The organism is Lysinibacillus telephonicus (genome assembly GCF_003966145.1).
GTDB lineage: Bacteria > Bacillota > Bacilli > Bacillales_A > Planococcaceae > Ureibacillus > Ureibacillus telephonicus.
The window spans coordinates 25605-40800 of sequence record NZ_RXNR01000036.1 but is presented as its reverse complement, the minus strand read 5'-3'; the positions used below and the strand labels follow the sequence as shown (position 1 = coordinate 40800).

Here is a 15196-nt window from a genome sequence, read left to right as displayed (position 1 = left end):
CCGCGGAAAGCGTCCGCCGAAACGGAAATCAACTAACTTATTCAAAAAGGGTTATTAATTTTATTTTAAAAGAAAAAAGACTGTAGGCAAACTCGAATTTTCGAGTTTGTCTACAGTCTGAAATCCACGAGTCCATAACTCGTGGATTTTTTACTCTTATCGAGAGTAGGGTGGTTTTATTATTTGGTAAAGGACTATACACGTATTAATACATAATCCAACATAACATCTTTTAATAGAGAAAACGTGAATAATCGACAAAGTAATGATTGATTATTAGAAATTTTCGAATAATACGTTGACTGAATGCTCATTCATATTTACAATAAAGACATGGTACAGAGGGAAGATAATTTACCGATGAAACTAGAATCATATTTAGCAGTATAGAAGAATAACTAATAAAAACAGCATTCATAGGGGATATGGTTAGAGGGGGAGAGAAGATGAATCCGTTATTAATTGCAAACTGGGTATTCTTTTTAGCTGTCGTGTTATATGGGGTGGGATTGTTTGTTTATATTCTAAAAACACGATATGCATTTATAAAGCTCGGGAAAAAAGAAGAATTTAATGAGAATGTAAAAGAGAGACTTGAGAAAATATGGATCAATGTATTTGGACAATCTAAATTATTGAAAGATAAAAAAAGTGGACTAATTCACGTTTTATTTTTCTATGGATTTATTCTCGTACAATTTGGTGCCATTGATTTTATTTGGAAAGGGTTGGCACCAGGCTCGCATTTGCCTTTAGGACAACTCTATCAAGTATTTACTTTATTTGAAGAAATCGTGGCAGTTGTTATTATAGTAGCAGTTGTTTGGGCATTTTATCGCCGTTATATCGAGAAGCTTGTTCGTTTAAAGCGCGGCTGGAAAAATGGGCTAGTGCTAATTTTTATCGGTGGATTAATGGTGTCTACATTAGTTGGAAACGGCATGAGTATTATTTGGCATGAACATAGCTTTTTAGGCAGTGAACCAATTGCATCAACTATTGCAGCAATTTTTGGATTCTTGCCACCAGAAGCAGCTGCAGGGGTATTTTATGTAATGTGGTGGATTCACTTACTTATTTTATTAACATTCCTAGTATACGTTCCACAATCGAAACACTTCCACTTAATTGCTGGACCTGTAAACGTTTACTTTAACAGGCTGGATCGTGCGGGTACTCTTCGCCCGATTAATTTTGAAGCAATGGAAGAAATGGAAGATGAAGAAGAAATGCCGTCATTCGGTGTTGGAAAAATTACTGATTTTACACAAAAACAATTAATTGATTTATACGCTTGTGTAGAATGTGGTCGTTGTACAAATATGTGTCCGGCAACAGGTACGGGAAAAATGCTTTCACCAATGGATTTAATCGTAAAATTGCGTGACCATTTAACATTCACAGGGGCTGTTACAACAAAGCAAAAGCCTTGGGTGCCAGCATTTGCATTTAATAATACAAAAGGCAATCAATTAGCTATGGCAGCAGGTGCTGAAGGTGCTGTTATTGATGATATTTACAGTCCATCCTTGATTGGAGATGTCATTACAGAAGAAGAAATTTGGGCATGTACTACATGTCGCAACTGTGAAGACCAATGTCCTGTAATGAACGAGCATGTTGATAAAATTATTGATCTTCGTCGTTATTTAACAATGACAGAAGGAAAAATTAATTCAGATGCTCAACGCGCAATGAATAACATTGAGAGACAAGGAAATCCTTGGGGTCTTAACCGTAAAGAAAAAGAAAACTGGCGTGATCTTGATCCAACAATAAAGATTCCGACAGTGAAAGAAGCAAAAAAATCTGGCGAAGGTTTTGAATATTTATTCTGGGTTGGCTCAATGGGGGCATTTGACAGCCGTTCACAAAAAATTGCCTTATCCTTTGCACGTCTTTTGAACGAAGCAGGCGTTACATTTGCAATTCTAGGAAACAAGGAGAAAAACTCCGGTGATACGCCGCGTCGTTTAGGGAATGAATTTTTATTCCAAGAGCTAGCAACAGCAAATATAGAGGAATTTGAGAAAAACGAAGTGAAGAAAATCGTAACAATCGATCCTCACGCATACAATATTTTTAAAAATGAATATAAAGATTTTGGCTGGGAGGGTGAAGTTTACCACCATACTGAGTTGTTATACGATTTGGTTGATCAAGGACGTTTAACTTTAAATCACCGTGTTGAAGAAACAATTGTATTCCATGACTCTTGTTATTTAGGCCGATACAACGATGTTTACGATGCTCCACGTGAGATTTTAAAATCTATCCCAGGTGTTAACCTAGTAGAAATGGAACGAAATCGTGAAACTGCAATGTGCTGTGGAGCTGGCGGTGGTTTAATGTGGATGGAAGAGCATGTAGGAAATCGCATTAATGTAGCTCGTACAGAACAAGCTCTTGCAACGAATGCTTCAGTTATCTCTTCGGGATGTCCATACTGTTTAACAATGCTTTCTGACGGTACGAAAGCAAAAGAAGTAGAGGAAACAGTAGGAACATTCGATATAGCTGAACTTCTAGAACGATCTGTATTTGGGGATATGAAAATAGAAGAAGAGGAAGAGTATGCGATAGCAAGTACTCAACCAACAGAAATTGCAGCAACAGAAGAATCTTGATTGAACGATGGGATTTTTCGTTTATTCAACAATAAAATTAAATAATTAGAAAAATACAAATTGCGAAAAAAAAGAAAATTTCGTACAATTATATTGTAAAAAGAAAAAAATGGGAGCTCTAAAAGACTCCCATTTTTATTTAAGCAAGAAGTTGAGCGAGCGTTCAGTCAATTTGATTGTTCAAGCTGTACTTGAACAATCAAATTTGCGACGAGCAGCGAAGCAAGCAAGTTAGTATCAAGAAATAAGTACAGTTAAAGAAACATGATTTTCCTAATAAAACAAAGGGGTGGGAGAAGTGTTGAAAACAGTTATTTTAGACGGAGCAAGAACACCATTTGGTAAATTTGGAGGTGCATTATCAACATTATCTGCAAGTGAACTTGGAGGAAATGCGATAAAAGCAGCTTTGCAAAAAGCAAATATTGCACCGGAACAAGTAAATGAAGTGATTATGGGTACTGTACTTCAAGCAGGGCAAGGGCAAATCCCTTCTCGTCAGGCAGCGGCAAAAGCTGGAATACCTTATTCTGCAAAAACAGAAACAATCAACAAAGTATGTGCTTCAGGTATGAGAAGTGTAACTCTAGCAGACCAGCTTATTCGTTTAGGGGAAGAAGAAGTTATTGTTGCTGGCGGTATGGAATCAATGTCTAATGCTCCTTACTATTTACCAAAAGGACGTTGGGGCCTTCGAATGGGGGACGCGCAGCTTGTTGATGGAATGATTTTTGACGGACTTTCTTGCGCATTCCATCCAAACAATGTACACATGGGGACTTATGGAAATGAAACGGCAAATACGTTTGAGCTTTCCCGTGAAAAGCAGGATGAATGGGCAGTAAGAAGCCACCAATTAGCTATTAAAGCGATGGAGGAAGGGAAATTTGCTGAAGAAATCGCAGCAATTGAAATTCGTGGACGCAAAGGAGATATTACAACTGTTGCAGAAGACGAAGCGCCTCGTAAAAGCACATCAATGGAAGCGCTGTCAAAGTTAAAGCCAGCCTTTGATAAAGATGGCACGATTACTGCTGGCAATGCTCCGGGTGTGAATGATGGCGCTTGTGCACTCGTATTAATGAGTGACGAAAGAGCACAAAATGAAGGGCGAACGCCTTTGGCATATGTATTAGGGCACGCAGAAGTAGGCGTAGAACCGAAAGATTTCCCTCAAACACCAGGACTCGTTATAAATGAATTGCTAAAGAAAACTGGTAAAACGGTAGAAGACATTGATTTAATTGAGATAAATGAGGCATTTGCTGCTGTAGCTCTAGTAAGCAACCAAATTGCTGGACTAGATTCAGAGAAAGTAAATGTCAATGGTGGTGCAGTAGCACTAGGTCATCCAATCGGTGCATCAGGTGCGAGAATTATTTTAACACTTGCGTATGAATTAAGACGCCGAGGCGGTGGAATTGGTATTGCGGCTATTTGTTCAGGTGGTGGCCAAGGGGATGCCATTATGATTAAAGTACCAAAACAATAAATCTGTTGACAAAAGCATTCGTACTACGTTATTTGCCTCACTTATCTGCGAATTTCGGTAACTATTCGCGTTTCGTTTGGCTTGTATGAAAAGCGTTTTAAGACAGTATGGCTAAAGCTTCTAGATGTTGATTATATATAGGAGGATCGTGAAATGACAATTCAAAAAGTAATGGTTGTAGGGGCTGGCCAGATGGGATCTGGAATTGCTCAAGTATGTGCACAAGCAGGATTTGACGTTAAGTTGAATGATATAAAACAAGAATTTATAGAACGAGGCATAGGAGTCATTACGAAAAATCTTATGCGCGACGTCGAAAAAGGACGTAAAACAGAGGGAGAAAAAGAAGCAATTCTAAATTGCATTACTACATCACTAGACCTGAAAGATGCTTTCGACGTCGATATCATAATCGAAGCTGCAACAGAAAATATGGATATTAAGCAATCAATATTTAGAGAACTTGATGCAATAGCACCTAAAAATGCAATTTTAGCAACAAATACCTCTTCATTGCCGATTACAGAAATCGCTGCGGTGACGGAAAGGCCTGAACAAGTTATCGGTATGCATTTTATGAATCCGGTTCCAGTTATGAAACTAGTAGAAATTATTAGAGGTTTAGCAACCGCAGATGAGGTGTACCAAGCAGTAGAAGAAATGACAGTAAAATTGTCCAAAACACCTGTTGAAGTAAATGATTTTCCTGGATTTATCTCAAATCGCATTTTATTGCCAATGATCAATGAAGCAATATATGCACTATATGAGGGGGTTGCAACAAAAGAAGCAATTGATGAAGTGATGAAGCTAGGAATGAATCATCCAATGGGACCCTTAACATTGGCAGACTTTATCGGCTTAGACACTTGTCTATATATTATGGAAATTCTTCATGAAGGATTGGGAGATAGCAAATATCGTCCATGTCCTTTACTTCGAAAGTATGTTGCAGCAGGCTGGCTAGGAAGAAAAACAGGGCGAGGTTTCTATGTATACGAATAATAAGGAGTGACATCTATGAATCTCAACTTTACAGAAGAGCAAACGATGCTCCGGGAAATGGTGCGTCAATTTGCACAAAGTGAAATCGCCCCATTTGTTGAAAAAATGGAAGAGGGGGAATTTCCAAAAGAGATCCTTGCTAAAATGGGAGAACTTGGGCTGATGGGGATGACTGTTCCAGAAAGCTTAGGTGGTGCAGGGATGGACTTTACTTCCTATATTTTAGCAATCAATGAAATTTCGAAAGTAAGTGCTGTTGTAGGAGTCATTTTATCTGTTCACACCTCTGTCGGAACGAATCCGATACTTTATTTTGGAAGTGATGAGCAGAAGAAAAAATATATTCCAAACCTCGCGAGTGGAAAATATTTGGGGGCGTTTTGTTTAACGGAGCCAGAAGCCGGTTCTGATGCGGGCGCATTAAAAACTAGAGCGGTAAAAAGCGATGATTACTATGTCCTTAACGGTTCAAAAGCGTTTATAACAAATGGTGGGGAAGCAGATGTTTTTATTGTGTTTGCATCGACAAACCCTCAAAAAGGATCTAGGGGTATTTCCGCTTTCATAGTCGAGAAGGACAGTCCCGGACTCATTATCGGAAAAAATGAACATAAGATGGGGCTTCATGGTTCAAGTACAGTACAGCTTACATTTGACAATATGAAAGTACCTGCATCCAATCTTTTAGGAAAAGAAAATGAAGGGTTTAAAATTGCGATGGCAAACTTGAACGCAGGGAGAATTGGGATTGCAGCACAGGCACTTGGAATTGCCGAGGCCGCAACGGAAGCTTCAATTGAATATGCAAGTGAACGAATTCAATTTGGCAAACCAATTGCAGTAAACCAAGGGGTAGGTTTTAAGCTAGCGGATATGGCAACCAAGGTGGAAGCTGCAAAGCTATTAGTGTACCGCGCTGCCCATCTGCATTCTCTCGGTCTCCAATGCGGAAAAGAGGCTTCAATGGCGAAATTATTTGCTTCAAAAACTGCTGTTCAAGTAACAACAGAAGCAATACAAATTTACGGTGGGTATGGATATACAAAGGATTATCCAGTCGAACGCTATTTCCGTGATGCAAAAGTTACAGAAATATATGAAGGAACAAGTGAGATCCAACGCATCGTAATAAGCAAACAAATTTGATTATCTGAAAATTAAGAATTGCACTTAACATAAATGGAGGGGTAGAAATGAACTTTCAATTATCAGAGGAACATGAGCAATTAAGGGAAATGGTTCGAGATTTTGCATTAAATGAGGTAGCACCATCTGCAGCTGAGCGCGATGAAAATGAACACTTTGATCGCGCTATATGGAATAAGATGGCTGAGCTTGGATTGACCGGAATACCTTGGCCTGAAGAATATGGCGGAGCAGGCTTTGACTATTTAGCTTATTGCATTGCTGTCGAGGAGCTTTCACGTGTCTGTGCTTCAACAGGTGTAACTTTATCAGCCCATACTTCTTTAGCAGGGTGGCCACTTTTCAAATATGGGAATGAAAAGCAAAAACAAAAATATTTGCGGCCAATGGCAGAGGGGAAAACAATTGGTGCTTATTGTTTAACAGAAGCGGGCTCGGGCAGTGATGCGGGCGGCATGAAAACAACAGCAAAATTAGAAGGTGATGAATACGTTCTAAATGGCTCTAAAATCTTCATTACGAACGGTGGGGTAGCAGACACTTACATCGTGTTCGCCGTAACAGATCCTGAATCAAAGCATAAAGGAACAAGCGCCTTTATTGTTGAATCAAGTTTCCCCGGTTTTGGAGTAGGGAAAAAGGAGAAGAAAATGGGTATTCGTTCATCTCCAACAACAGAAATTATTTTTGATAATTGTCGAGTACCAAAAGAAAACTTACTAGGCAACGAAGGTGAAGGATTCATTATTGCGATGAAAACGTTAGATGGTGGGCGAAATGGCATTGCTGCACAAGCAGTCGGAATTGCACAGGGTGCGTTAGATGCTGCTACTGAATATGCAAAACAACGTATTCAATTCGGCAAACCAATTGTGGCAAACCAAGGCGTTTCATTCAAATTAGCGGATATGGCGACAGCTGTTGAAGCATCAAGACTACTAACCTATCAAGCTGCTTGGCTAGAAACAAATAATCTTCCGTACGGTAAAGCGTCTGCGATGGCAAAATTAATGGCTGGAGATACAGCAATGTCTGTCACAACCGATGCAGTACAAATTTTTGGCGGCTATGGCTATACAAAAGAGTATCCAGTTGAGCGTTTTATGCGAGATGCAAAAATTACACAAATCTATGAAGGTACACAAGAGATTCAACGTCTTGTAATCTCAAGAATGCTAACAAAATAATCTATGAACAATAACAATGAGAAAATTTTAGTACAGTCATCCGTAAAAGATGAAAGCTTAATAGAAATTCGTAGGAAGCAAATTGTAAATGGCGCTTTAAAATTGTTTAAAGAAAAAGGCTTTCATCGCGCAACAACAAGGGAAATCGCCAAAGCTGCCGGATTTAGCATTGGAACACTATATGAATATATCCGTACGAAAGAGGACGTACTGTTTTTAGTTTGTGACAATATCTATGACCAAGTGATGAAACGTTTATCTCGAATTTCAACGAGTTCAGGAACGATAGAAGAATTAAAAGAGGCAATCAGACAATATTTTTTATTGATTGATAGTATGGTAGATGAATTTACTATCATGTATCAAGAAACAAAATCATTGGGCAAAGAAGCACAACAATACGTACTAAAAAAAGAACTAGAGATGACTGCACTCTTTGAAAAAATATTAAAAACACTTGTGCATGCAGGCACGATTAATATGAGTAATCAGGAAATATATTTAGCTGCAAATCATATCGTTGTTCAAGGACAAAGCTGGGCGTTTAGAAAATGGGCACTTAATAAACGTTTTACAATTCAAGACTTTACAATTGCTCAAACGAAAATGTGCTTGTCAGGAATTATACATTATGGTGAGTAATGGGGATGACACCGCTAAAAGCATACGTTTGACGATGCATTTTAGCGGTGTTTGTTTACGTTTAAACATAAGCATTCGTTGTAAACCACTTTTAGGCAACATTAATTGAACGAATGCAATATGGAAATGAAAGGGGTATTTAATATGGTGCAAGCTGATTTTGTAGAAAAAAACGAAAAACCTGGAGTATATCGTCCAAAACACCCTGTTCGTTTTGTGACTGCGTCTAGTTTATTCGATGGACACGACGTATCCGTTAATATTATGCGTCGCATTTTACAAGCAAGTGGTGCTGAAGTCATTCATTTAGGACATAATCGATCTGTTGAAGAAGTGGTTAACGCCGCTATACAAGAAGATGCACAGGCAATTGCCGTTTCTTCTTATCAAGGTGGACATTTGGAATATTTCAAATATATGTATGACTTACTACGTGAAAAAGGTGCACCACATATTAAAATCTATGGGGGCGGCGGGGGAGTTATTTTACCACGTGAAATAAAAGAGCTTCACGATTACGGCATTGCAGGAATTTTTTCCCCAGAAGACGGGATGCAATTAGGGCTGCAAGGAATGATTAATAAGCAGATAGAAGGGGCAGATTTCTCTACTTTAAAAGGAAATTACTTGGATTTATTAGATAAGCTTTCAACAGATACACCAGAAATATTAGCAAATCTAATAACAGCTGCTGAAATAGGTGAAGATGCAGAAATCACAGAATTTTTGGCAGAAGCCCGTAAAAGAACAAAACATACACCTGTATTAGGGATTACTGGTACTGGTGGGGCTGGTAAATCATCTTTAACAGATGAATTAATTCGACGTTTCTTACGTGAATTCCCGGAGAAAAAGGTTGCAATTATTTCAGTTGATCCAACAAAACAAAAAACAGGTGGAGCCCTACTAGGGGACCGTATTCGAATGAATGCCATTTTTGATAAACGGGTATATATGAGAAGCCTGGCAACTAGGGGTTCTAGAACAGAACTGACTGCTTCCATTGGAGACGTTCTTGATGTTGTAAAAGCGACGGGCTTTGATCTTATTATTGTAGAAACAAGTGGAATCGGCCAAGGGGATGCGGAAATTACAAAATATACAGATTTATCAATGTATGTTATGACAAGTGAATTTGGTGCACCGACACAACTTGAAAAAATAGATATGATTGACTATGCAGATTTAATTGTAATTAATAAATTCGAAAGAAAAGGTTCAGAGGATGCACTTCGTCAAGTTCAAAAACAATATCAGCGTTCCCATGAATTATGGTCAGAAAGCTTGGATAGAATGCCAGTATATGGTACAATTGCTAGTCAATTTAATGATAAAGGAACAAACTCTTTATTTGCAGCACTTGTTGAAAAGATTAATGGAAAATTCGGCTACGATTGGAAAACATCTTATGAGCAATTCGTAAAAACTCAAAAACAAGATGTCATTATCCCAAATGATCGACGTTATTATTTGCGAGAAATTGTAGAAACGGTTCGAAACTATCATAAAAAAGCAGCACATCAAGTTGAACTGGCGTCTAAACTGTATCAACTTGAAGGGGCAATTAAGCAAGTATTAGAAAGCTCACCTAATGATGTACTAATACAATCGCTTCAATCTTTGGCAGATAGCGTAAAAAATGAATTATCTCAAGAGTCAAAACGTATACTGGATAATTGGGAAAAATTAAAAGAAGCGTATTCTGGAGATGAATTTATTACGAAAGTTCGAGATAAAGAAATACGTACGATTTTAAAAACAACTTCGTTATCTGGTACAAAAATTCCTAAAGTCGTTTTACCGAAATTTAAAGATTACGGTGAAATATTGCGATGGGTATATGCTGAAAACATCCCTGGGGAGTTTCCATATACAGCAGGAGTATTTCCTTTTAAACGGCAAGGGGAGGATCCAAAACGCCAATTTGCAGGGGAAGGTACACCAGAGCGTACAAATAAACGTTTTCACTATTTATCAAAAGATGATGATGCAAAACGTTTATCTACAGCATTTGATTCAGTTACACTCTATGGTGAAGATCCGGATTACCGTCCAGATATTTACGGTAAGGTTGGCGTGTCTGGTGTAAGCGTTTGTACACTTGATGATATGAAGAAGCTGTATGACGGCTTTGATTTATGTGCTCCTTCAACATCTGTTTCAATGACGATTAACGGTCCTGCACCAATTATTTTAGCTATGTTTATGAACACGGCGATTGATCAGCAAGTAAAAAAACGGGAAGAAGAACTTGGGCGTACTTTAACTGTTGAGGAATTTACAGAAGTGCGTGAAAAAACATTGCAAGTAGTTCGAGGTACAGTCCAAGCAGATATATTAAAAGAAGATCAAGGTCAAAATACTTGTATTTTCTCCACTGAGTTTGCGCTAAGAATGATGGGCGATATTCAAGAATACTTTATCAACCACAAAGTACGCAATTATTATTCTGTATCCATTTCCGGCTACCATATTGCAGAAGCAGGGGCAAATCCGATTTCTCAGTTAGCCTTTACTCTTGCTAATGGTTTTACGTATGTTGAATATTATTTAAGCCGGGGCATGAAGATTGATGATTTCGCACCAAATCTGTCATTCTTCTTCTCAAATGGATTGGATCCTGAATATACAGTAATCGGAAGAGTTGCGCGAAGAATTTGGGCAATTGTAATGCGTGACAAATATGGGGCTAATGAACGTTCTCAAAAATTGAAATACCATATCCAAACTTCAGGGCGTTCCCTACACGCACAAGAAATCGACTTTAATGACATCCGTACAACGCTTCAAGCATTGATGGCATTGCAAGATAATTGTAATTCACTTCATACAAATGCATATGATGAGGCGATTACAACACCAACAGAAGAGTCAGTTCGCCGTGCAATGGCTATCCAATTAATTATTACGAAAGAACACGGTCTATCAAAAAATGAGAATCCGCTGCAAGGTTCATTTATCGTTGAGGAGCTGACAGATTTGGTTGAGCAGGCCGTTCTTGAAGAATTTGAACGTATAAATGACCGTGGCGGTGTGTTAGGTGCAATGGAGACGCAATACCAGCGCGGCAAAATCCAAGAAGAGTCAATGTATTATGAGCAGCTTAAACATTCTGGAGAACTTCCGATAATTGGAGTAAATACTTATTTAAATCCGAATCCACCTTCTGCTGAAGAAATCGATAGCATGGAAGTAGCACGTTCTTCAAAAGAAGAAAAAGAATTGCAAATTAAAAACCTGCAGGACTTCCATAAACGACATGAAGCAGAGTGTGAAGCATCGTTAAAAAAATTAAAAGAAGTTGCACTAACTGGTGGAAATATTTTCGAGCAATTAATGGAGACTGTGAAAGTAGCCAGCCTAGGTCAAATTACGAAAGCAATGTATGAAGTCGGAGGACAATATAGAAGAAATATGTAGATACACTAATAAGGCGCTTGCTTATGCAACAAGCAAGCGCTCAATTATTGCATAAATTAATTTCATACTACACGAAATGTTATTATTTTAATTGATTTTCAACTGCTTGAACTACAAAAATTTCTAATAAATGTTGCTGCTTAAAAATAAGTTAAACTCTCCAACGTAATAATTAGTACTATTTTTGGAAATTTAGCTATAATAAAAATACAGAAAGGAAGGATTTGCAAGTGATTAAACAATACGCGCACTATATCATCATACTCGCATGCCTTGTTGCTACTTTCTTTTTGTATAATAAGCAGTTAGGGTCAATCCCACTCCTTATATTATCTTGTTTTTTATTTTACTTGGGCTTAAAAGAGATATATAACATAAAAAACAGTAAATGAAACTAGCATAGTCTATAGTACTTTGTATATAATGGATATTATGCTTAAGATATAATTATCTTTGTTCAAAAAATCATCCACATAGTTTAGATTTTATTGATGAATAAAGATAATGCCTCCAACGAATCACGAGAATTCGCTAATGGAGAGTCTCGTGAAAACACGAGTCCGAAATCTGGACGCAATTTCTAATAAAGAAGAAATTGAATGAAACGTATTTAAAGAAAGGACGTGCACGAGTTGAATATTCGTGAAATGACACAAGAACAATTAGCAGAGGAATCGTTAATTGACTTAGCCTATGCAATTTTAGAAGAAAGAAAATCACCTATTGCATTCCACGACTTACTAAAAGAAATCCAAAATCTAAACGGTTTATCGGATGAAGAAATTCAAAGCAGACTTGTTCAGTTTTATACTGATATGAATATTGAAGGTCGTTTCCTTCTAAACCACGAAAATACTTGGGGTCTTCGTGAATGGTACAAAATCGAAACAATCGAAGAAGAAACTGCACCAACAGTTAAAGCTCGTAAACGTAAAAAAGCTGTTCTTGAAGACGATGAGGAAGAATTAATTGTTGATGAAGAAGATTTAGTATTTGAAGAAGACTTTGATGAATTCGTTGAGGACGATTTGGAAGATGATGATTTAGATGACGAAGACGACTTGGACTTCGTTGAAGAAGAAATTGACAGCATTGATGAAGTAGATGTAGATGTTGATGCAGACATTGACGATGAATTAATTGAAGAAGAAGATGGATTTATTATTGATGATGAGGAGGAAGAGGACGATCTTTTAGACGAAGAAGATGAAGATTAATTTTTAATTAGTTTTTCTTAATTTTCGTAAAGGGCTTGACTTCTTTTATCGTTCAATATAATCTTTTACTTGGGCTCCGTTAAAAATGGAGAATGACCGTGATTGATAAATTCACGCTCCCCCTGCAACGTACTGCAGGTGGAGCGTTTTTTTATTTTTTCCGGCTATTTCAATGAGTTAATGTCTTAGCAAAAAAGGTGTTGAAAGTGTGATAAGCACGGTAAGCAACCATTTAAGGAGACAATTAATTTCTAGTTTTTTAAAGAGGATTCATTAAGGAGATCCTCCAATGTATAGGTTTGAAAAGCTCGTGGAATGTTGCAGGTAAGAAAAGGGCAAGGCATTTTAGAAGTGAGATGACAAACAATGCCAAATGGTAATGCTATTGTAAATCACCTTGTGTGGCTTTAAGCGCGGATTGACATTAATGTTTCTTCCTTTGGAAAAGGCGACACTAATACATTCTGTAAATCGGAAGGTACAAAAAGAAAGCATCTTTCGATTTTTCCCTTTCATCGAGGAATACAAATCACTTCAAGAGGTTAGTATGCTTGCAATAGAAATAAATCATATGTCTTATACTTTTCTACTCAGTAAAACAATATTTAAAAAAGATAAGCTTTATTTTTGCTTTAGCAATTGGAATAAAGGGAATAAATGTTGTAGACAGCTAAAACGAGTTATTAAATTTATTTATTTTATCTTTACGCATGCACTATTTTTGTACCTTCAACCAACTTAAAGGTGCAATCTTAAGTGGCGTAATTGATATAAAAGCAATTGTAGTTATGAGGAGGAATTTGCAAATGACGAAGTATATTTTTGTAACAGGTGGGGTAGTTTCTTCGCTAGGGAAAGGAATTGTCGCATCTTCATTAGGACGATTATTAAAAAACCGTGGATTAGAAGTAACAATTCAAAAATTTGATCCATATTTAAATATTGACCCAGGTACAATGAGTCCATATCAACATGGTGAAGTGTTTGTAACGGATGACGGTGCTGAAGCCGATTTAGACTTAGGTCACTATGAACGCTTTATCGATATCAATTTAGGGAAACATTCAACAGTAACTTCAGGACGTGTTTATCAATCAGTTCTTGCAAAAGAACGTCGTGGTGATTATAACGGCAAAACTGTACAAGTAATTCCTCATGTAACAAATGAAATAAAAGATCGTATTCAACGTGCAGGTCGTGAAACAAATGCTGATATCGTAATTACAGAAGTAGGTGGTACAGTGGGAGATATCGAATCGCTTCCATTCCTAGAAGCAATTCGCCAAATGAAATCAGATCTTGGCCACCACAATGTAATGTATGTTCACTGTACATTAATTCCTTACATCGCTGCTGCTGGTGAATTAAAAACAAAACCAACACAACATTCTGTGAAAGAATTACGTTCTTTAGGTATTCAACCAAATATTTTAGTTGTTCGTACTGAACAACCTGTATCTCAAGATATGAAAGATAAATTAGCATTATTCTGTGATGTAACACCTCGTGATATTATTGAATCTCGCGACGCTGAACATTTATATGAAGTACCATTAAATCTACATGCTCAAGACTTTGATGATATCGTTCTAGAACACTTTGGCATCGAAGCACCAGAAGCAGACATGTCTGACTGGAAACAATTTGTAGATAAAGTAAAACATCTAAAAAATAAAACACGTATTGCCCTTGTTGGGAAATATGTTGAACTTCCAGATGCTTATATTTCAGTAGTAGAAGCATTAAAACATGCAGGATACGTTTATGATTCAGATATCGAAGTCGACTGGATCAATGCAGAACACGTAAATTCTGAAAATGTTAACGAATTATTAAAAGATGCTGATGGAATTTTAGTACCTGGTGGGTTCGGTGATCGCGGAATAGAAGGAAAGATTTCTGCAATCAGATATGCACGTGAAAACGACGTTCCTTTCTTAGGAATTTGCTTAGGTATGCAATTGGCAACAGTAGAATTTGCACGCAATGTTCTTGGATTAGAAGGTGCACATTCAACTGAGCTTAATAAAGAAACACCATATCCAATTATCGACTTCCTGCCAGATCAAAGTGATGATATCGATTTAGGTGGAACATTACGTTTAGGATTATATCCATGTAAATTAAAAGAGGGATCACGCGCAATGGCAGCTTATAATGATGAGCTTGTATATGAACGTCATCGTCATCGTTATGAATTTAATAACGAGTTCCGTGAAGCGATGGAAGCAGAAGGACTTGTATTCTCAGGTACAAGCCCTGACAATAAATTAGTTGAAATTATTGAGTTGCCTGATAAAAAATTCTATGTGGCTTGTCAATTCCACCCAGAATTGATTTCACGTCCACAACGCCCACAACCGCTATTCCGCGAGTTTGTTGGTGCAGCATTTAACAATCGCTAAAAAATAAATGAGTTAGTAAGTACTCTGCAACTAGCAGAGGAAACTTGATGTGTTA

10 protein-coding genes are annotated in these 15196 nt (G+C 37.4%); all 10 read left to right on the top strand.

The features are described 5' to 3' along the window. Positions 1-446 precede the first annotated feature (446 nt). A complete protein-coding gene (locus EKG35_RS12895) occupies positions 447-2627 on the top strand; it encodes a (Fe-S)-binding protein (protein WP_126294871.1) in 2181 nt (726 codons plus the stop codon). 109 nt (positions 2628-2736) lie between these two features. Beyond that, a complete protein-coding gene (locus EKG35_RS21455) occupies positions 2737-2862 on the top strand; it encodes a hypothetical protein (protein ID WP_281274618.1) in 126 nt (41 codons plus the stop codon). 63 nt (positions 2863-2925) lie between these two features. Further along, positions 2926-4119: an acetyl-CoA C-acetyltransferase gene (locus tag EKG35_RS12890; protein WP_126294870.1), complete on the top strand. Its 1194-nt coding sequence runs from the start codon at positions 2926-2928 to the stop codon at positions 4117-4119. A gap of 153 nt (positions 4120-4272) precedes the next feature. After that, positions 4273-5124: a 3-hydroxybutyryl-CoA dehydrogenase gene (locus EKG35_RS12885; protein ID WP_126294869.1), complete on the top strand. Its 852-nt coding sequence runs from the start codon at positions 4273-4275 to the stop codon at positions 5122-5124. 15 nt (positions 5125-5139) lie between these two features. Next, positions 5140-6270, top strand: coding sequence for an acyl-CoA dehydrogenase (locus EKG35_RS12880; RefSeq protein WP_126294868.1), 1131 nt, complete (start codon positions 5140-5142; stop codon positions 6268-6270). 47 nt (positions 6271-6317) lie between these two features. Then, a complete protein-coding gene (locus tag EKG35_RS12875) occupies positions 6318-7457 on the top strand; it encodes an acyl-CoA dehydrogenase (protein ID WP_126294867.1) in 1140 nt (379 codons plus the stop codon). Positions 7458-7460: 3 nt separating this feature from the next. Continuing rightward, positions 7461-8099, top strand: coding sequence for a TetR/AcrR family transcriptional regulator (locus EKG35_RS12870; RefSeq protein ID WP_126294866.1), 639 nt, complete (start codon positions 7461-7463; stop codon positions 8097-8099). Positions 8100-8243: 144 nt separating this feature from the next. Then, positions 8244-11519: a fused isobutyryl-CoA mutase/GTPase IcmF gene (icmF, locus tag EKG35_RS12865; RefSeq protein WP_126294865.1), complete on the top strand. Its 3276-nt coding sequence runs from the start codon at positions 8244-8246 to the stop codon at positions 11517-11519. A 632-nt stretch (positions 11520-12151) separates the two neighbouring features. Beyond that, positions 12152-12736, top strand: a complete 585-nt coding sequence (gene rpoE, locus EKG35_RS12860) for a DNA-directed RNA polymerase subunit delta (protein WP_185807748.1) — start codon at positions 12152-12154, stop codon at positions 12734-12736. Between the two features lie 806 nt (positions 12737-13542). Then, positions 13543-15141, top strand: coding sequence for a CTP synthase (locus EKG35_RS12855; RefSeq protein WP_126294863.1), 1599 nt, complete (start codon positions 13543-13545; stop codon positions 15139-15141). Positions 15142-15196: the final 55 nt, after the last annotated feature.